This is a genomic window from Pseudomonas sp. CP-1 (assembly GCF_021213715.1).
GTDB classification, from domain to species: Bacteria; Pseudomonadota; Gammaproteobacteria; order Pseudomonadales; family Pseudomonadaceae; genus Pseudomonas; species Pseudomonas aeruginosa.
This window is the reverse complement of the sequence record NZ_JAJQKY010000008.1, coordinates 42,104-58,040: the sequence shown is the minus strand read 5'-3', so window position 1 is coordinate 58,040 and position 15,937 is coordinate 42,104. Positions and strand designations below refer to the sequence as shown.

Annotated in this window: 20 protein-coding genes; 6 read left to right on the top strand and 14 right to left on the bottom strand. The window is 56.7% G+C overall.

All coding sequences use genetic code 11. From position 1 onward, the window contains the following. Nucleotides 1–6 precede the first annotated feature (6 nt). The 5 genes from LT948_RS17325 to LT948_RS17305 all read right to left on the bottom strand — a co-directional run bounded on the left by LT948_RS17325 (nt 7) and on the right by LT948_RS17305 (nt 2,937). A complete protein-coding gene (locus LT948_RS17325) occupies nt 7–363 on the bottom strand; it encodes a TIGR03745 family integrating conjugative element membrane protein (RefSeq protein ID WP_023104913.1) in 357 nt (118 codons plus the stop codon). A 17-nt stretch (nt 364–380) separates the two neighbouring features. Then, a complete protein-coding gene (locus LT948_RS17320; protein ID WP_003125330.1) occupies nt 381–620 on the bottom strand; it encodes a TIGR03758 family integrating conjugative element protein in 240 nt (79 codons plus the stop codon). Further along, on the bottom strand, nt 617–955 hold the full coding sequence (locus LT948_RS17315; protein WP_016561610.1) for an integrative conjugative element protein, RAQPRD family: 339 nt from the start codon (nt 953–955) through the stop codon (nt 617–619). Before LT948_RS17315 ends, LT948_RS17320 begins: the two co-directional genes overlap by 4 nt. Before the next feature lie 93 nt (nt 956–1,048). After that, nucleotides 1,049–1,354, bottom strand: coding sequence for a hypothetical protein (locus LT948_RS17310; RefSeq protein WP_063305772.1), 306 nt, complete (start codon nt 1,352–1,354; stop codon nt 1,049–1,051). A gap of 605 nt (nt 1,355–1,959) precedes the next feature. Further along, on the bottom strand, nt 1,960–2,937 hold the full coding sequence (locus LT948_RS17305; RefSeq protein WP_023104911.1) for an alpha/beta hydrolase: 978 nt from the start codon (nt 2,935–2,937) through the stop codon (nt 1,960–1,962). Nucleotides 2,938–3,107: 170 nt separating this feature from the next. Between LT948_RS17305 and LT948_RS17300 the strand changes: the two genes are divergently transcribed. Next, entirely contained in the window at nt 3,108–3,656 is a 549-nt protein-coding gene (locus LT948_RS17300; RefSeq protein WP_161565335.1) for a TetR/AcrR family transcriptional regulator, read from the top strand. A 102-nt stretch (nt 3,657–3,758) separates the two neighbouring features. Here the strand turns inward: LT948_RS17300 and LT948_RS17295 are convergent, their stop codons facing one another. From LT948_RS17295 to LT948_RS17255, 9 genes are all read right to left on the bottom strand, one after another. Further along, on the bottom strand, nt 3,759–5,237 hold the full coding sequence (locus LT948_RS17295) for a UvrD-helicase domain-containing protein (RefSeq protein ID WP_023104909.1): 1,479 nt from the start codon (nt 5,235–5,237) through the stop codon (nt 3,759–3,761). Nucleotides 5,238–5,247: 10 nt separating this feature from the next. After that, complete coding sequence (locus LT948_RS17290; protein WP_023104736.1) at nt 5,248–5,994, bottom strand: TIGR03747 family integrating conjugative element membrane protein; 747 nt, start codon at nt 5,992–5,994, stop codon at nt 5,248–5,250. Next, nucleotides 5,994–8,225 carry a type IV conjugative transfer system coupling protein TraD gene (traD, locus tag LT948_RS17285; RefSeq protein WP_209038465.1) on the bottom strand — a complete coding sequence of 744 codons (2,232 nt, stop codon included), beginning with the start codon at nt 8,223–8,225 and terminating at the stop codon, nt 5,994–5,996. The genes LT948_RS17290 and traD overlap by 1 nt, the downstream gene beginning before the upstream one ends. A gap of 3 nt (nt 8,226–8,228) precedes the next feature. Next, nucleotides 8,229–8,498, bottom strand: a complete 270-nt coding sequence (locus LT948_RS17280) for a hypothetical protein (RefSeq protein ID WP_023104734.1) — start codon at nt 8,496–8,498, stop codon at nt 8,229–8,231. A gap of 8 nt (nt 8,499–8,506) precedes the next feature. Then, nucleotides 8,507–9,007 (bottom strand): integrating conjugative element protein, encoded by a 501-nt coding sequence (locus LT948_RS17275; protein WP_031628582.1) that lies wholly within the window; start codon nt 9,005–9,007, stop codon nt 8,507–8,509. Continuing rightward, entirely contained in the window at nt 9,004–9,585 is a 582-nt protein-coding gene (locus tag LT948_RS17270) for a hypothetical protein (protein ID WP_023104732.1), read from the bottom strand. The genes LT948_RS17275 and LT948_RS17270 overlap by 4 nt, the downstream gene beginning before the upstream one ends. Further along, nucleotides 9,570–10,325, bottom strand: coding sequence for a TIGR03759 family integrating conjugative element protein (locus tag LT948_RS17265; protein ID WP_017001402.1), 756 nt, complete (start codon nt 10,323–10,325; stop codon nt 9,570–9,572). The genes LT948_RS17270 and LT948_RS17265 overlap by 16 nt, the downstream gene beginning before the upstream one ends. Nucleotides 10,326–10,335: 10 nt before the next feature. Continuing rightward, nucleotides 10,336–11,025 (bottom strand): hypothetical protein, encoded by a 690-nt coding sequence (locus LT948_RS17260; RefSeq protein ID WP_023104731.1) that lies wholly within the window; start codon nt 11,023–11,025, stop codon nt 10,336–10,338. A gap of 253 nt (nt 11,026–11,278) precedes the next feature. Continuing rightward, a complete protein-coding gene (locus LT948_RS17255) occupies nt 11,279–11,902 on the bottom strand; it encodes a response regulator transcription factor (RefSeq protein ID WP_023104730.1) in 624 nt (207 codons plus the stop codon). Nucleotides 11,903–12,119: 217 nt separating this feature from the next. Between LT948_RS17255 and LT948_RS17250 the strand changes: the two genes are divergently transcribed. The 5 genes from LT948_RS17250 to LT948_RS17230 all read left to right on the top strand — a co-directional run bounded on the left by LT948_RS17250 (nt 12,120) and on the right by LT948_RS17230 (nt 15,896). Beyond that, a complete protein-coding gene (locus LT948_RS17250) occupies nt 12,120–12,815 on the top strand; it encodes a fimbrial biogenesis chaperone (protein WP_023104729.1) in 696 nt (231 codons plus the stop codon). Next, a complete protein-coding gene (locus LT948_RS17245; RefSeq protein WP_023104728.1) occupies nt 12,812–13,813 on the top strand; it encodes a fimbrial protein in 1,002 nt (333 codons plus the stop codon). Before LT948_RS17250 ends, LT948_RS17245 begins: the two co-directional genes overlap by 4 nt. Before the next feature lie 72 nt (nt 13,814–13,885). After that, nucleotides 13,886–14,203 (top strand): Hpt domain-containing protein, encoded by a 318-nt coding sequence (locus LT948_RS17240; protein WP_209038463.1) that lies wholly within the window; start codon nt 13,886–13,888, stop codon nt 14,201–14,203. Between the two features lie 298 nt (nt 14,204–14,501). Further along, a complete protein-coding gene (locus LT948_RS17235; protein ID WP_218816347.1) occupies nt 14,502–15,110 on the top strand; it encodes a fimbrial protein in 609 nt (202 codons plus the stop codon). Between the two features lie 51 nt (nt 15,111–15,161). Further along, nucleotides 15,162–15,896 carry a fimbrial biogenesis chaperone gene (locus LT948_RS17230; RefSeq protein WP_023104727.1) on the top strand — a complete coding sequence of 245 codons (735 nt, stop codon included), beginning with the start codon at nt 15,162–15,164 and terminating at the stop codon, nt 15,894–15,896. Nucleotides 15,897–15,937: the final 41 nt, after the last annotated feature.

Sequence of the window (15,937 nt, the reverse complement as noted above, 5' to 3'; positions counted from 1 at the left end):
AGGCCCTTACATGATGGTGGTGGCTTTGGTGACGAGATAAATGATCAAGATCAGCAGGCCGATGCCTACGGCCACGCCTGCCCCGAGATCCGACCACTTCTTCTTCCCATCATGGATGGCGTGATAGGTGCCGTAGGTATGCCAGGAGACTCCCAGAAAGACGGCCACGCAGATGAGTAGCGCGAGGAGCATCGCTCCGTCATAGCCGAAGTTCTGAATGGTTTGCATGATCCCCGACCCTTCCCCACGGCTAGGGGCCTCGGGTTTGGGGAGTGCAGCCAAGGCGACACCTGGGAGTGCCAAAGAGATGGCAGCCAGGCGCAGGCAGAGGGCGGACAGTTTCTGGAAGGTGAATTTCAGCATGAGTGTCTCCGTATGGGTCAGCTGAGGAGGAAGAAAGAGGTGATGCCGAGGAGGACCAAGATCCGTATCGCGGAAGCGCCGGCAGTGGCGCTGTCGAGGTTGTTGGTGGCCCAGCCGCGCCAGGTGCTGTACATCGCCCAGGCGGACCACAGCAGAAGGAAGGTCATCGCTGCTCCAATGAACAGCCCCTCGCCGGCCGATGGAGGAAAGCCAGCGGCGGCCTGGAACGCTGATGTCTGGGCTCCGCTCATGCTCACGGCATCGGCCCTCCGCGCAGGGTGTAATTCCCAGATAGGTCTGAAGGGTCACGCGGTTGGGCGCGGCTGGGGGTCATGTAGTCCTGCAGGCCTTGGCGGATGCGCTGCAGGTCAGCGGCCAGGCGTGAGTAGTCGAAGTAGAAGCGCTGTCCGGGCTCATCGGCGCCCTGGGCACTGCGGCGGGCGGTGTCCTCGAGGGCGTTGAGCTGCCGGATCATCACCTCCAGGTTCGCCTGCTCGGAGGCGCTCGCTGCGAAAGCTCCCTGTGCGACCAGCGCACTGCAGGCCAAGACGGCCAGGCAGCTTCGGCGAAGGGATGGATGTGGAGTGTTCACGGCGAATCTCTTGCAGATCAGGGTGCGATCAGCTTGCCGATCGCCCTGATTCCATTCCGCAAGAAATACTCGGCGCGGGTCCGGGGTATTTTTTTATGAGGTTGCGCGCTTGAAAAACAGCAGGTAGCTGACGGGCAGAGCGACGCCCCAAGCCCAGCCTTGGGCGTTATGATTACCGATCTCGGTTACGCCCCGCATGAGTGGCTGAACGCTCACCAGCTCCCAGCCTTCCTGGCCCAGACGCACGACCTCGGCCCAGCGCAGAGGGTTGAGCAAGGCGTGGTCGTCGGGTTCCATGGTGTCTTCTTTGTGTTTGAACATCGCGACGCCCTTGGTGAGGGTTTTGTAGGGAATGACGATGTTCTCGACATGGTATTCGAAGGACTGTTTTATGCTCATGGTGTGCTCCTGGATCGGTTCGGGGAAAACCGCACAGTTTCAGGGGCAGGGGAGGGCTTCAATCGAAAATACCCGGCCTGGGTACCTTGGATTTTCTGGGGTAGGCTTCGGTTGAATGAACATATCCCATCGTTCAGTGTGACTATCGGCGAGGCTGACAGCCTGTGCAACGTGCGCTGTTGGAGTTCGTTCTATCTCGCGGCGTCATCCATGCCGTCCCGCACGACTGGCTAGTGTCGATAGCCGCCTACCGTCTGGGACTGCTTTCGACACTATGGGGCATGGCGATTAATAGTTTCTATAGTCGTATAGGCTGCATTTCTCACGTACAACGTATTCCACGACGTTCACTTATTTGGCGGCCATTTTTTTTAACAGTGTCCTGCATGGCAGTTGAGCCTCGGCCCTCTCCTGTACTTTCCGCGAACTGGTCCAGTGCAATCATCCTGGCGTACCTTCGGCTAGGGCATCGTCCCAGCGGAAACGGTATCTGCGCTCGCGCTCTAAGGAGGCTCGGTCACCACCCTCAAAAATATTGCACACAGCCTGCCAATATCGCGGTTCTCCAATGCCCTGCTTTTGAGAGCTGATACTGGCGAAACGCACTATGGTTCATCCGGAGACCGGAATCCGCATTCACTCCCGGTCAGGGTCCGTTGGATGAATGCCAGAATCGCCGCATTCATCTGTTCCAGGCCGGGCTCCTCCAATGGGTAGTGACCAGCGTTGTCAAGCAGGCACGTCGTTACTTCGACGTGGCGCAGGCGTTGCAGGAACGGCTGGCTAAGGGTAAGGGGAGTCCAGCGATCCGCGGCCGGTTGAGTCAGCAGCACGGGGCAGACCTTGAAGGCTTCTGGTTCGATGGTCGGCGCGTAGCTCAGGTAGGAGCTGAGGAAGCGCAAGCTGGCCCAGTTGCCAGCCGAGGTGCGGTCCTTCAGGCAGGCCTTGAGCGCGGCTTTGTCGTTGACAAGCGTGTGCATTTTACTGGCCAGCCACATGGGCATTTTCAGACCAGCAAGGGGCGTGTGCGCCGCCGCGTGGATCATGGGAATCCCCAAACGCCCCATCAGCGGAAACAGCGCTGTTTGTTCTCTGACGTGTGCCACGCGCTGATCGAGGAAGGTCATGCCAATGATGCCGGCGACGTGACCGTTCAGCGCTGCGACGTGGTAGGTGAGCATGCCCCCCGCGCTGAGCCCGTAGAGGAATATCGGCCGCCGATCTCTGCTGCGTTCGTGCTCGATGAAATCGCTGGCCAGCTCCACCCAAGTATCGTAGCGGACCTTCGCGCCAGCAGCGACCTTCGTCTCACCGTAGGTGGGCATGTCGATGGCGACGGTCTCCAATCCTTGGCGCGCCAGGGGCAGGCCGGCGATAGTGGACATTTGTCGTCCGTTGGTGCCGACGCCGTGGAAAAGAATCACCTTGGCCGGCGCCGCAGCGTTAGCATAACGATCCAGATGCACCTGGTGTCCGCGCCAAGACCAGTGCTCTTCCTTCGGTGCGTTGGTGGCATCGATGCGGTAAGCAGGTGGAAGGAAAGCCTGGATCGCTTGCCATTGGGTCTGTTCTACGTAGCTCATCGAGGTTCTCGCGCTGGACAGGATCGGTAGGGAAATTTATAAAGATGACATTTGTCGCCTTTTAAACATAACATATGTCTGATTTTAACAATATGCAAGTACCGTCGACACCCTCCAAGGGCAAACGGGCGGGCCGCCTGCCGCAGCAGGAGCGCTCGCAGACGCGCGTCATGAAAGTACTGGAAGCGGCGGAGCAGTTGCTGAGCGAAGTCGGGCCTGATGCTGCGTCTATACCGGAGATATCCAAGCTGTCCGGGGTGCCGCGGGCGAGCATCTACCAGTTCTTCCCCGACAAGTACGTGCTCTTCGCCCATCTGGCGCAGTTGCAGATGGAGCGCATAGGGGAGTTGATCGTCTCGATGCAGCCGCAGGCGAAGGAGGACTGGAGAGCCGCGATTGGCAGGGTCGTTCGCGGCGTAGTGGACTACTACAACGCCCACCCCGCAGCGGCTGCGCTTCTGATGCGCGGCAACTTCACCCCCACCGACCGCCAGGCTCACCAGGAGAAGGACTCGATGATCGGATCGCTTCTGCGCGAGTTCCTCCAGGCAGCGGGGGCATTCGAGAAGCTTCCGCAACAGCCGGATGCAGCCACCCTGACGGTCGAAATTGCTTTCGCCTGCATGCGCTATGGCTATCTGGCGGAGGGGCACATCAGCGAGGCGATCTGCTCCGAGTCGACCGAAGCGGCAATAGCCTACCTGTCACGTTGGGAGTAGCGCTCTGACCGGCTAGCTGCCGCTGAGGCAACTGTTTCAACAGAATCGACCGGTAGCGGCCAGCCGTTCTGCTGGCTGGCAAAGGTGACGCCGGCTTTTGCTTCATCTTTCAACGTTCACCAACTCCTTAAGCTTTCTGTCGTCCACGTACCGCTGCATGATCGACAGCACCAGGCTGTTGATGGCGAGGATCTTCATCGCGCGGGTCACCGCGACGTAAATCAGATTCAGCTCATCGTCACGCTTGCCCGGGTCCGTGTCAGGGGCCAGTGGATCCGCGTTGAAGTCGTCATACAGGCAGACGAAATCCCATTCCAGCCCCTTGGCCTTGTGTGCGGTGGTCAAGGTGATCGTTGCGTCCAGCTCATCGTCAAGCGTCAGTGAGCGAAGCTCGAGGATCCGCGCCGGTAGATCAGGGTAGGTCGAGATGATCTTGATCGAGCGCAGCATTTCACTGTCCTGGCTGATCTCGGCGATCTCAACGTACTGGGTGTAGTCGCGGTAGTCCCGGAGCAGCTTTTTGTTCTGGACGTTTTGGCGCAGGCCTCGGCTGAATGCGTACAGATCCTCCAGGTCGCGCAGCGAGTAACTGTCGATACCGCCTACCCAGTAGAACTTGGGCGCCGGATTATTGCGCACACGCTGCAGGGCATTTTCGATGACGCCGATAACGGTGCGGTGAATGAAAGTGCGGTGAGGAAGGTCCGCCGGGAGGGACTTTTTCACCAGCGTCTGCGGGCCCAGTCCTTGAAGTTTCCGTGTCTCGCCCTTGTAGGAGAGGATGATGTTGGCCACGTGCGCAATCGCGGGGCCGAACCGCCAGCTCTGGGTCAGGTAGTGCTCCTCGGCGCCGACCATCCAGTCGCTGTTCAGGGCATCCTCCGCGCCTCTGAACCGGTAGAGCTGCTGATGGGGATCGCCGACGATAGCCATTTTGATGCGCTGCCAGTGGGCAATGTCCGCGATCACTGGGTTGATGTCCTGTCCCTCGTCCAGGAGCATGCAGTCGAAGCGCTGGCTCAAATCGGGCTTGCTCAGTTGATACAGCTTCAGGTAGCCGTCATGGGGCATCAGCATGCTGGTGTCTTGGAGATCTACCATGCGCCTCCAGACTACTCGCGCCATGTCCAGGCCCTGCTTGAGGAAGCGTTCCTGGGCACTGGTGAGGAACGCCTTGTCGCGGAAGCGCGGGAAGTGCGGTCGGCCGAGTTCCGCGTCGGCGCTGGCCATGTAGTTGTTCAGCGTGGCCAGCACGTCACGTACCAACTCCCAGTCTTGGGTATCGAGTCCGCGGGCGATATCGGTCAGACGCAGGTTCTTCGTCTTCTTGTGGGCGTACTGGATGCCGTACACCGCATGAGCCAGGCTGTGGGCGGTCTTGCACACTACGTTGCGGGGGAACTTGCCCTTCGCGGCCTTTTCCACCGAGCTGTTGTAGCAGAGGTAGAGGATTCTCAGGGTAGGGTTCGCCTTGGCAAAGCCCACCAGGGTGGTGGTCTTGCCAGTGCCGGCGAAGGCCCGCACCAGGATCTTCGATGCCTTCGACTGGATGATCGGTGACTGTTCGTGAGTCCACTGCACGGCGGGTCTCCTACAGGTACTTTTTGAAGGTGGAAGCTGTGATGCATACCGCTACGCCGAGCAGCGCGGCGCAGGGCAGCAGGATGAGCAAGGGGTTGATGCTGATGGGGATTGCCAGGTAGAGCGTCCAAGGGACGACCGCTAGCGGAATGATGCTGCCGCGCGCCTTGTGGTAGAGGTAGCTGGACTCCCGGCCGGCGCCGAACTTGCGCAGGTCCCGGCGCACCAGGCCGTCCACCAGGCCGGTGAACGCGGCCATCAGGAACAACGGGATCGTCATGACCAGAATCACCAGGCGCACGACGAATGTCAGCACCGTGTACAGCGCGGCCAGGCCGTAGTTCTGCAGCGTGGAGACACCCTGGGCGGTGAGATAGCGAACGTCCAGCGGGCTCCGTGGCCCTGCCTGCGCGATGGTGGTCATGTTGGTCATCCAGTCGACTATCCCGGTCTTCACGAACAACCAGTCATAGGCCAACTGGGCCAGCCAGGTGGCGGTTCGACCTGGCTCCTGCACGACGACGCTGTGTAGCAGCCCCTGCGACAGCCAACTGAGTTCGTACTCGAACATGGCCTGGGCATGCTTCCAGCCCGCGTCAGGCCAGAAGAAATACAGGCAAACCCACTCCACGATGATTGTGCCGATCAGCGACCCGAACATCACGCCGAGAAATTGGAAGGGCGTACTGATGATGGTGCCGAGAAGGGTCTTCTGGCTCTCTTGTTGCTGCTCTGCACGTTGAGTGACTTCAGCCATCAGGCGGCATCCTCATCGGCGCCGAGGTGACGGAAATCGTCGACCAGGTCCTGGGGCAGACCATCCTGCAGGGCGGAGTATCCCGGCGCCTCCCACCACTCGCTGTTGGCGGCCTGGCCCTTGCGCATACCGGCAGCCAGCTCCTGCAGGCTTTTCGGCATCACCTCGTCGGGATCGACCGCCGGCAGCGGCATTCGGATCTTCCAGAGATTGCCGCCCTCGAGTAGCGCGAACGCCTGTCCTTTGGGCAGACCAACGATGTGGGCCGGCTCGAGCATCGGCACGCTGGTCATCTGCACCTGGTCGTGCGAGCTGGAGGTGAAGGCTGCCTTCTTGTTGTTGATCGCGTCGTTGGCGCCGCTCGCTGGCGTGCTGGTGTAGATCTGGACTTTGGGGAGCTGGTTGGTCAGGAGTTCGGCCGTGGCGGTCTCGCGCACCCGCAGCATGAACAGGTTGTTGAAGTTGCCGATGATCTGACCGGCCTTCGCGCGGGAGCCGATCTTGGCCTCGATGTCGCTCATGGTCTGGGTGTAGGCCGTCACCTGCACACCGGCGCCGCCTGCTTTGTTGACCATGGGGATGAACTCGTCGCCAATCAGCTCGTTGAACTCGTCGGCATGCAGGTTGATGCGGACCTTGCCGCCGGCGAGTGAGCCGGGCAGGCCGTCATCGATTCCATGCTTGTAGATGTGACCCGCCACCGAGACCAGGTCGCTGAACATGGAGTTGCCCACCGCGGCGGCGACCTCGGTATCCGATAGTGCGTCGAGGCCGACGTAGACCACGGCGCGCTTGCGGATGACCTGCATCCAGTCGAAGATCGGCCGCGGATCGTTGAGGTCCGCGTAGTTGGGCGAAAGCAGCTCCGAGATCCGCCCAGTGGTGAGTTTCTCCAGCAGCGGCAGCAGCGAGGCCACGATCTTGTCGAAGTAGGTCTTGTCGTAGCGCACTGCGCTCTTCAGGCCTTCCATGACCGGGTCGGCGATGCGTTTCTGTGTCAGGTACTGGTCGATGGCCACGACCCGCAGGGGCCGTCCTTTCATGTTGAACGGGATGTTCTTGTCGCTGAGCTTGCCCTCGATCTGGATGATCGTGTCCCAGGCCCTGGGATCGTGCTCGCTGATGTATTTCTGGGCATATTCGACGAACAACGCATCGATGTTCACGACGTGGCGGAGGATCTGCTGGTAGTCAGGGCGGATACCCAGCGCGTGCAGCGCGCGGGCGATGATGTTGACGAACCGCCAGGCGAACTCACGGAACGCCGCGCTGTTGCCTTCGCCGGAGAGCTGGCCGGCGACGCGGGTGGCGACCTCGGAGATCCGGCCGAACCGGCCGACGGCGTTGTAGCGTGCCGACAGGTCAGGATGACCGAGGTGGAACACGTAGAACTCGTCCAGGCGGCCGGCACGTTCGCATTCCACGTACATACGCTTGAGCAGGTCAGCGTCGCCTTTCGGGTCGAAGACGATCACCACCTCGTAGTCCGGCTGCTCCTCTGCGCGCCGGCGCCGGTGGCCGTGGTGAACCGTCTGGGTCCGCCGGCCCATCTTCACCCGCCGGCGTCGGCCCCGGCAGTGGGTGCGGCGAATATCCTGGGTGATGAACAGCTCCGCGAGGCGCGTCTTACCCACCCGCGTGGTGCCGAGTACCAGTGTGTGGCCGACGCGCTCGCCCAGTTGCAGGCCTACGTCCTGTTCGCGCGGCTCGATGCCATGGAGCCGAGGCAAACCGCCCACGGGTGGCAACGGCCGAGCGGGGTTCCAGGCCACGTCCCAGGCAGTGGCTTTGGCGACCAGCTTCAGGGGGAAGGGGGCGAACTCGAGCTGCTTCTCCAACCGGCGCGCGCGCTCGTAGAGCGGCGAGGGCTCGACGTAGGAGGCGAACTGGGGTAGGTAGGTATCTGCCAGGCGCTGCGTATGCTTCTGCGTCCAGCGAAATCCTTTACCGATGAACAAGTGTTCGTTGCTGACCGGCATTTCGGCACTGGTCATCGTGTACTTCGGCAGTCGGCGGATGTTCCGCCGGTAGCGGAGCACCACGCCGGCCTGCTTCAGCCGCACGATACCCAGCCAGGCGAAGCCCAGCGCGGCCACGATGCCGAACAGCGGAGTGAGGGCGAACGTCCACGGCGCGACGATGCAGAGCGCGGCCGCGGTGAAGCACACGGTGGTGGTGTAGAGCTCCACGGCAGGCCGCAAGAGCGCTTCCAACGGGTACTGGCCAGCCATGGCTTACACCTTCAGGCTTGCCGGCGCCTGCAGGCGGCCCGGTCGGCGGCCCTTGGCATGAAGTTCGAGCACCTGTTTCCTGGCTTGCTCTACCTCATGATCAGGCAGCATCTGCTCCAGCAGCTCGCAGAGGGTCGACTCGTCCTCTAAGGCCTTGGACGCCACCTCACCGCCGTAGCGTGAGATCAGGTCGAGCAACCCCTGGTACATGAGTTGGCGTGCCTGAGTGTCGCTCGGCTGCTTGATGACTAGGGTGATCAGATGAGTAGTCATGAGGACTCCTACTGCTGGATGGCGGTGGATGTGATGAGGGCGGGGTAGTGCCGCAGTCCGAGCCGGTCGACCAGGTCGTCCGCCGGCGCCGGCAATATCTGAAGTCCTTCCCCCCAAGCCCGGATTTCCGTCAGGCGCGCTTCGCTGGCCACGTTCACTGCCAGGCCCACGGCTTGGAGGCCTCGGAGCTCGTCGCCTCGCTCTTTCAGCCAGGTTCGAGACAGCGTGTCGTCGCCGACCAGGAACAGCGGTTGCAGGCCTGGAGCGTTGATGGCGCGTCCCTGGACTTGGCCTGGCGAAAGGCGTGCCGAGCGAACTGGAAATGCACCTGAGCCACGGACACCCAGGTCGCCAGGTCCTGGTGCGGCAGCGGATGGCTGGGGATCCAGACCCTGGTAGTAGGGGAGCGCTGAGGCTCCGCCCAGGTCTTCGACAACGATCAGCCCGGCGGCCCAGGCTTGAGTCGCGAGTGCTGTGCAAAATGCCAGCGTGGCGAGGATCTTCTTCATGGATTGGTCACCAGTAGGTTGACGCCGAGGACTTGGCTAAGGTGGCGGGATACCGTCCTACGGTATTTGGCGGCAGGCGCGCCGCCGGCGGGGCGGTGGTAGCGGCCGGCAACTTGGATCCAGTCCACCGGTCTTCCCGGGGCGGATGCATACAGGGCGTCCCGCTGCTCGATCAGGATGTCGGAGGTGGCGTCCAGGTTCTTGTACGGATCCAGGGACTCGCAGGGGCTGGAGAAACGATGTCCGTTCCAGCCGATATTGACCTGGCCGAGGCCGGAATCGACGCTCTTGGCCCCGTAGAGGTTGATCGCCGCGAGTAGCGCTGTGCAGGCGGCGGTGCGGGTCGCGTAGTAGTAAGATTTCCCGGCGATGTTCAATGTCCAGGGCCAGGGAACGTATTCGCCGCGCAGCAGGACCTTGCTCTCGGTCAGTGCGACCGAGTAGAGCACCTCGGCCGGAACCCCTTTGGGCAGGGCGATCTGCTTGTACGCCGGCGGTGGATCCACGGCGGCCTGAGCGATGTTGGCCAAGACCAGCAGAGCGGCCAGCTGGAGGGCGCGAATTACAGACGTTGCCATCGGCCATTCACCTCCTGTACCAGGGCGGGAAGGACCCCGCCCAGTCCCAGGGCCATCCAGCGGCCCTCGTCATGATTGAGCGTGATCTGCTTGCTGCGAACCTTCTTCGGGTCGACGCCGGCGAGGATTGCCCAGTGCCGCACTCGCTCTGCGTCGTTCTGGCTACCGACGAAGTAGAGATCGAATTCCTTGTTCTGCTGTTGCAGGTCGCGGACCCGCTGGATGCAGGCGGTGCAGTTGTCCTGGACGAACAGGGCCAGGCGCCCGCTGCTCTGCAACGCTGGGCTCATATTCGGGGCGCCCGTCGGGTTGGCCGTGCTGCTGTCGGTGAGGCGGATCACCCCCTCGCCTGGGTAGGCGCGGGCGAAGGCTTCATCGTATGCGCGCTGGTAGGCGAGTTCCTTCTCGACCCGGCGCCGTTCGGCCTGGACCTGTAGATCGGCATACCGCCGCCGTTCCTCTGCTGATCGCGCCTCGATGCCCAGCGCGGTCAGCGGGTCAATGCCAGGCGAGTACACGCCCCGGGGGCCTTGCATGAGCGTCTGGTAGCGGATCCATTCCTGTTGATTCAGTCCCCACTCCTGGGCCAGGTCGCTCTGAGATGTCTGCTGTTTCAGCGTGCCGAGTTGGCTACCGGACAGCTGGCTGCTGGCCTCTCGGCTTGCCGCAGCCTCCTGGCCGACTGCTGGATAGCTCAGCAGCAGCACCAGGCCGGACAGGAGCGATACGGTTCTGTTCATGGGCGGGGTCCTATGGTTGGATGCGAACGCTGCGCGAGGCGCCGGCGACGTCGAAGTGCGCGGTACGGTCGTCAAGGCCGGTCAGTCGCCAGGTCGTGCCGGCGACGGCATCGCCCTGGCGAATGAGGTAGATCTGGCTGAGCTGGGTGGACCCCGGAGGTGCAACCGACAGAAACCGTTCGCCCCCGCGATACTCCACGCCGAGGATCGAGAAGGGCGGAGGCTCCATCGGTTTGGGTCTCGGCTTGGGCTTGGCGGGTATAGGGCGCTTTGGCGCTGGCACGATCAGCGGCGGCGCCTTGGCCTGCTTCTCTTGCAGCGTGCGGACAGAACCGTCCAGGGTCTCCACGGTTGCCTTGAGCACCAGGAGATCGCCGGCCGAGGCGGTGGTTTGAGCCAGGTTCTCGACGGCATCGGAGGCCTGCTTGGCGAAGGCCTGCGCGGCGTCAATGCGGTTGGACAGCGCCTGCTGGCCTGAGCGGAAGTCCTCGTTGCTGACCAGGTGCTGTCCATCCACGGCGTCGAGGCGCTCGTCGACTCGATTCAAGCGCGCCAGGATCGCCTCTAGCGAGGTCTTTTCCGCGGCACTGTCCACGCCTGATCGGAGCTGAATGAGTTGGTACTGCTGGTAGCCCAGCAGGCCGGCCATTGCCGTCAAGCAGAGGCCAAGAATCGTTGATGCAGGGGTTGGGCGTTTCATGGGTGTCCTCGTGCGGAGCTGGGGACAACCTCTCAGACGGTCAACGTCGATGCAGCAAGAAATACTCGGTAGGAGGGGGAGGGATTTTCTTTCGGACCGCGTCCCTTAAAGGGAATTGACTGTTTCACAACTGGAGGCTGTTACAGGTAGGTCGGCCAGAATGGCCGACCTACCTGTAACAGCCTTATTCACTTTTGATTTAATAAGGTGGGTGGGTTAAGTTAAATATAGTTTCAGTAGTGAGTTGGGCTTTTTAAATAAGTTCATGTCGGCGTGCGAAATCAATTATGTCAGCTAGGCATGAAGCGTTAATTTTTATCATTATTCGAGATTTGTAAGTGCTAACGGTCTTGTCGCTTAGGAATAAATTTTTGGCAATAACCTTGTTCTTTGTGCCTTTAACTAGGTGCTGCAGGACGATCATTTCTCTATTGGTTAGACTGGCTAGCATGCGTGTATCATCAATCTCACTCTGACGAGTGATACTCCGTAAAGCATCCTTTGGGAAATGAACGTATCCCGATAGAACAGCTTTGGCTGCAAGTAAAAGCTCGGAAGGGCTGTCTCGCTTTTCAACGAACCCCATGGCGCCCGCTTGGAAGCAGCGTGAGGCAAATAACGCGGAGCTTTGCTGGGTGAAGACCAAAATCTTAGATTTAGACCTTAGAGATTTAAGCCGAGTGATAACCTCCAGTCCATCGAGTTTAGGGATGGAAATGTCTAAGATTATTAGGTGTGGAGAGTTTCTTCGGGTGGCCAATATAGCATCGGCTCCATTGCTGGCCTCCCCAATGATACTGTAATTTTCATTCTCGAATAGCAAACGAATGGCCATGCGTATCGCGGGATGATCGTCGACGATCAATAGTTTGTACATTTATGTGCTTCTAAGATTATATGGGGCCGCTGAAGCTATGGGGAGCACGAGGTAACTGCAATAAGAAATTTCCTATAAATCTGGTGAAAATTCTTACGCTCTATAGTTTCGTTGGCTGCAGGCTTTCATCTGAAATTTTCCTATATCCTTTAGGAAAATTCCTACAGACAAGCTAAGGCTGTTTTTTTAAATTAGGCAGTTTTAGTGAGGTGGTTTTATGAAGTTGTTGTTAAGAGTTGTGTTCTTATTGCTTGGCGCAATTCCCCTGTGCTCTTTTTCTGAAGTACATTTAGTCGGATCTAATCGCGTTATATTTGATAAGGGGAATCGGGTAAGACTAGGCTTCGAGAATACAAGTGATCGAGATGCTCTGGTTAAGATTGATATTGTTTGGGGGGGGACTCGGAGTGAAGATGTACCCTTGGCCGTAGCAAAGCCACTCCTGGCTATACCAGCCTTATCACAGCGTTCCGTAGAGATTTTTTATCAAGGAAAAGGACTGCCGAAAGATCGTGAATCATACTTTCTTCTAAGAGTGCTCGACGTTCCTACTAAGCCTAAACGTGAGAACACTGCCCAGATAGCTTTGCGCCATTATTATAAGCTTTTCTATAGGCCGAATATAGATTTTCAGTCTCAATACCTAAAGGAGTACCTTTCGGTACGGGCGATTAAAAATGGAGGTTTAGAACTAATGAACAGTTCCCCATACTTTATTACATTGTCCAATGTGCGGCTCTCTGATGAGAAGGGGAGCTGTGAAGGAATAGTTTCTCATGTCATGGTAGCTCCTTTTTCTCGTGATGGTTTGAGCAGTACTTGCGCTAGAGATGTTCAGGAAGTGGATCTCTGGCTGGTCGGGGATAGCGGTAAAGAAGTAGAGGTCAAGATTAAAGTGGAGAAAAGTTTGTGAAAAATATAGGGTTTCTGCTATGTGTGATTTTTTACTTTGTTTCGGAAAGTAGCTATGCGTTGAATTGCTTGAAGGATAGAACTATTGCAAGTGATGTTGTGAATATTAATACTACCATTGCTGTTCCTACTGATGAACAGAAAGGAAAGATCCTCTGGCGTTCTCCAAAGAGTACGATAAAAATTTCTTGTTTCCAAGAAGGTAGTTGGTCTACAGGAGAAGATGTATATATATACCTAAGTCCTACAGACCCCAATATGGTGCAGCTTGGGGAAGACCTACAATTTGGTGCTGGTGTCGGGGGGCGGGACTATGCATGTGGCTCGGTAGCCGGATGCCGTATTAAGTTAGGAAGTACCGAACAATGTATAGGCATTGGCTCAATGTGTAAAGGATTCGAGAGCAAGTTTAATTTTACTTTTGACTTTTTTATCGCCAAGAAGTCTACCGCAGCCGCTAGCGCCGGAAAAGATGGACCATTAGCTGGGCTTTCTACATATGCCGCTTTTCAAATTGACGGGCAACAGGGAATAAACTCTGCGCCTGGGAAAAATTATAGAATGACGGTTTCTGGTTTGGACAAAATTCGATACATAGGTTGCTTGGCTAATTTGCGGGTATTTCCAGAAACTATTGATTTTGGCCTTTTGTCAGCGCAAGGTGCTAAAACAGGAAAACAAATCATTGATAAACCTTTCGATGTGATTATCTCTAAGACGTGTAACAGCGTGTATGCGCTTGAGGCTGTGCTCACACCTGTTAGTGGGTCCGTTCCAGATGGGTACACGCTTGTACCCGCTCAGAACTCTTCTGTTGGTATCTCAATTCTAAAGGAGTCGGGGAGTGCTATACCTTTTTTTCAAACATTTGATTTGTCTGAGTCTAGCGGAGACTTGATGCTGTCTAAGCGCTTTATAGCAAGGCTGAAGTGGATGACAGATGCTGCTGTACTGGGCGGCTTCTCTGCAGCAGCATCTTTAGACATCTACTATAAATAATTTAGTCTGATTGGTTGTTTTCTGTTGGAAGTCATTTATATGGTTTTTTTTAATAGGGGATGTTTGGAGGCCGTGACTAAGGGGGAGCGGCTTGCACAATATGATTTATTGGCAGCATTACTAGAAAGTGGGCGTGAAGATTATGCCAAACTACAGGTCTATTTGAAAAAGCCAGACAGGACAGAGTTGCGAGAATTTTCGTCCAAGCTACGTGGGGTGGCTTTGGTCGTAGGGAGTGAATTCTTGGTCAAGGCTTGCGTGCGACTTGAGAAGGCCTGCGCAAGTCCGGACTCGAATCTAGAGCAGATCTACAGAGATGGCCATTTTCTTAAATTTAATATGGAAGTTTTTGAAAGGGCAATTTCTGCTGAGCTGGCTTCCAGAAACTAAAATATATACGCTGGACGTTGTAAAGTTCTCCCTTTGCTTCACGGCAGTTTCACACCATGCCAGTCAAGCAGCATGTCGTGCTTTCCCCCTTTTTATGGCTAAGCTGGCCTAGGAACTTCTTAGGCAGTAATTGGTGTGTTCGCTGGAGGGGTGTAGGAAAATTCTTACATCTTTATCGGAACTATCATGCAGTACTCTAGGATCTTTCTTTATTGTTATCCTGAGGGTAGGGCGAGAGAATATCTCTCGCTCTACGAAAGAGTTTTTTACGCAAAGCTAAATTTAATGGGATATATCAATGGAAATTAGTAAGAAGGCAGTACTAGCTGCTGCAGTTTTTAGCTTGGTAGCTAGTGGTGCGATGGCTGCTGACGGCGTCATTAACTTTAAAGGTAGTATTGTTGCTGCTTCGTGCTCCATGACGGGGGGGACTGGCACGTCGGTAGGCGGTGCTACGGGAAATCAGAGCATTGACGTTGATCTGGGAAAAGTCAGTCTTGACTCTTTGGGGGGGGCTGCTGGCGGCTCCATTGTAGGTGGCAATAACATTAGCTTGAATCTGGATTGCGGCCAGACTGGCACTGGATTGACTACAGTCAAGGTTAAATTTGACCCTGCTAGCGGATCCGGTATTGATACTAGCAACGCCAGTCTGCTCAAGGTTACAGGTACTGCTACAGGCGTGGGTATTGGTATCTATAACTCCGATGGCAAGCTGTTGAACCTTTCGGCAAACGAGTCGATTGACGCTCCACTTGTTGGGGTTCCTGGTAAAGATAAGGAGGGGAAAGATATTACTACATACAGCGCTGCTCTGAATCTGCGGGCAGCTTACGTGAAGTCCGGCACTACCCCTAAAGCAGGTACGGCTAATGGAACACTTCCATTTACAATAACCTATAATTAAGTTGGTCCGGGTAGGGCGTTTGTCCTACCCGCTTTTATAGCGATAAGTTTCATGAAATATTCTGTGTTCTCTAGACTGGTGCTTGCCGGGATAGTGCTTTTAGTATTTGGATCAGCGAGAGCTGGTATTAGTTTAAATAGTACTCGGGTGATCTTACAGGCCCCCTCACAAGAAGCTTCTATAGTTGTGAGGAATCAATCTTCTGAAGCTATCATGCTGCAAACCTGGGTGGAAGCAGGAGATGTTAGTAAAGAGCTGAACATTCCCTTTGTGACAACCCCGCCACTCAGCGTGCTTGAGGGAAAAAAACAACAGATATTGCGCGTTCTATATCAGGGGCAGGGACTACCCGATGATAGAGAGTCATTATTTTGGTTGAATGTTCAAGAGGTTCCACAGAAAGCCAAGTCGGCAAATAGCTTGCAGATCGCTATGCGTCAGCGGATCAAGATTTTTTATCGCCCAGACAAACTACTTGGCACTGTTGAGGGAGCTGATGCCTTGGTTAAGTGGAAGCTAGAATTGGGTGGAACTAGGCCAGGTGTGAAAGTGGTAAACAACTCTGGATACAATATATCTTTTGCCGAAGCTAAATTGGTTGGGAGAAATGGATCTGAGTTTTTGATAGACGCGGATATGGTAGCGCCGAAGTCAAATTCTTTTTTTCCCTTGAAAAATTCCTCATTGAAATCACTTGAGGCAACGGCTGAGTTGCGAGTGGAGTACCAGAAGATAAATGATTATGGCGCGCTGGAACTCCATAGAGCTAATTTAATTAATCTCTGATACTCCGGCTTGGGGGCTTTGGGGTCAGCTTTAAGTTGGCC

Excerpts from the sequence above, each read along its gene's own strand:
- traD (WP_209038465.1), bottom strand. The coding sequence starts at position 8,225 with ATGGCTGGCCAGTACCCGTTGGAAGCGCTCTTGCGGCCTGCCGTGGAG.
- LT948_RS17310 (WP_063305772.1), bottom strand. The coding sequence starts at position 1,354 with ATGAGCATAAAACAGTCCTTCGAATACCATGTCGAGAACATCGTCATT.
- LT948_RS17230 (WP_023104727.1), top strand. The coding sequence starts at position 15,162 with ATGAAATATTCTGTGTTCTCTAGACTGGTGCTTGCCGGGATAGTGCTT.
- LT948_RS17325 (WP_023104913.1), bottom strand. The coding sequence starts at position 363 with ATGCTGAAATTCACCTTCCAGAAACTGTCCGCCCTCTGCCTGCGCCTG.
- LT948_RS17255 (WP_023104730.1), bottom strand. The coding sequence starts at position 11,902 with ATGTACAAACTATTGATCGTCGACGATCATCCCGCGATACGCATGGCC.
- LT948_RS17305 (WP_023104911.1), bottom strand. The coding sequence starts at position 2,937 with ATGAGCTACGTAGAACAGACCCAATGGCAAGCGATCCAGGCTTTCCTT.
- LT948_RS17250 (WP_023104729.1), top strand. The coding sequence starts at position 12,120 with ATGAAGTTGTTGTTAAGAGTTGTGTTCTTATTGCTTGGCGCAATTCCC.
- LT948_RS17280 (WP_023104734.1), bottom strand. The coding sequence starts at position 8,498 with ATGACTACTCATCTGATCACCCTAGTCATCAAGCAGCCGAGCGACACT.
- LT948_RS17275 (WP_031628582.1), bottom strand. The coding sequence starts at position 9,007 with ATGAAGAAGATCCTCGCCACGCTGGCATTTTGCACAGCACTCGCGACT.
- LT948_RS17300 (WP_161565335.1), top strand. The coding sequence starts at position 3,108 with ATGAAAGTACTGGAAGCGGCGGAGCAGTTGCTGAGCGAAGTCGGGCCT.
- LT948_RS17290 (WP_023104736.1), bottom strand. The coding sequence starts at position 5,994 with ATGGCTGAAGTCACTCAACGTGCAGAGCAGCAACAAGAGAGCCAGAAG.
- LT948_RS17265 (WP_017001402.1), bottom strand. The coding sequence starts at position 10,325 with ATGAACAGAACCGTATCGCTCCTGTCCGGCCTGGTGCTGCTGCTGAGC.
- LT948_RS17235 (WP_218816347.1), top strand. The coding sequence starts at position 14,502 with ATGGAAATTAGTAAGAAGGCAGTACTAGCTGCTGCAGTTTTTAGCTTG.
- LT948_RS17270 (WP_023104732.1), bottom strand. The coding sequence starts at position 9,585 with ATGGCAACGTCTGTAATTCGCGCCCTCCAGCTGGCCGCTCTGCTGGTC.
- LT948_RS17260 (WP_023104731.1), bottom strand. The coding sequence starts at position 11,025 with ATGAAACGCCCAACCCCTGCATCAACGATTCTTGGCCTCTGCTTGACG.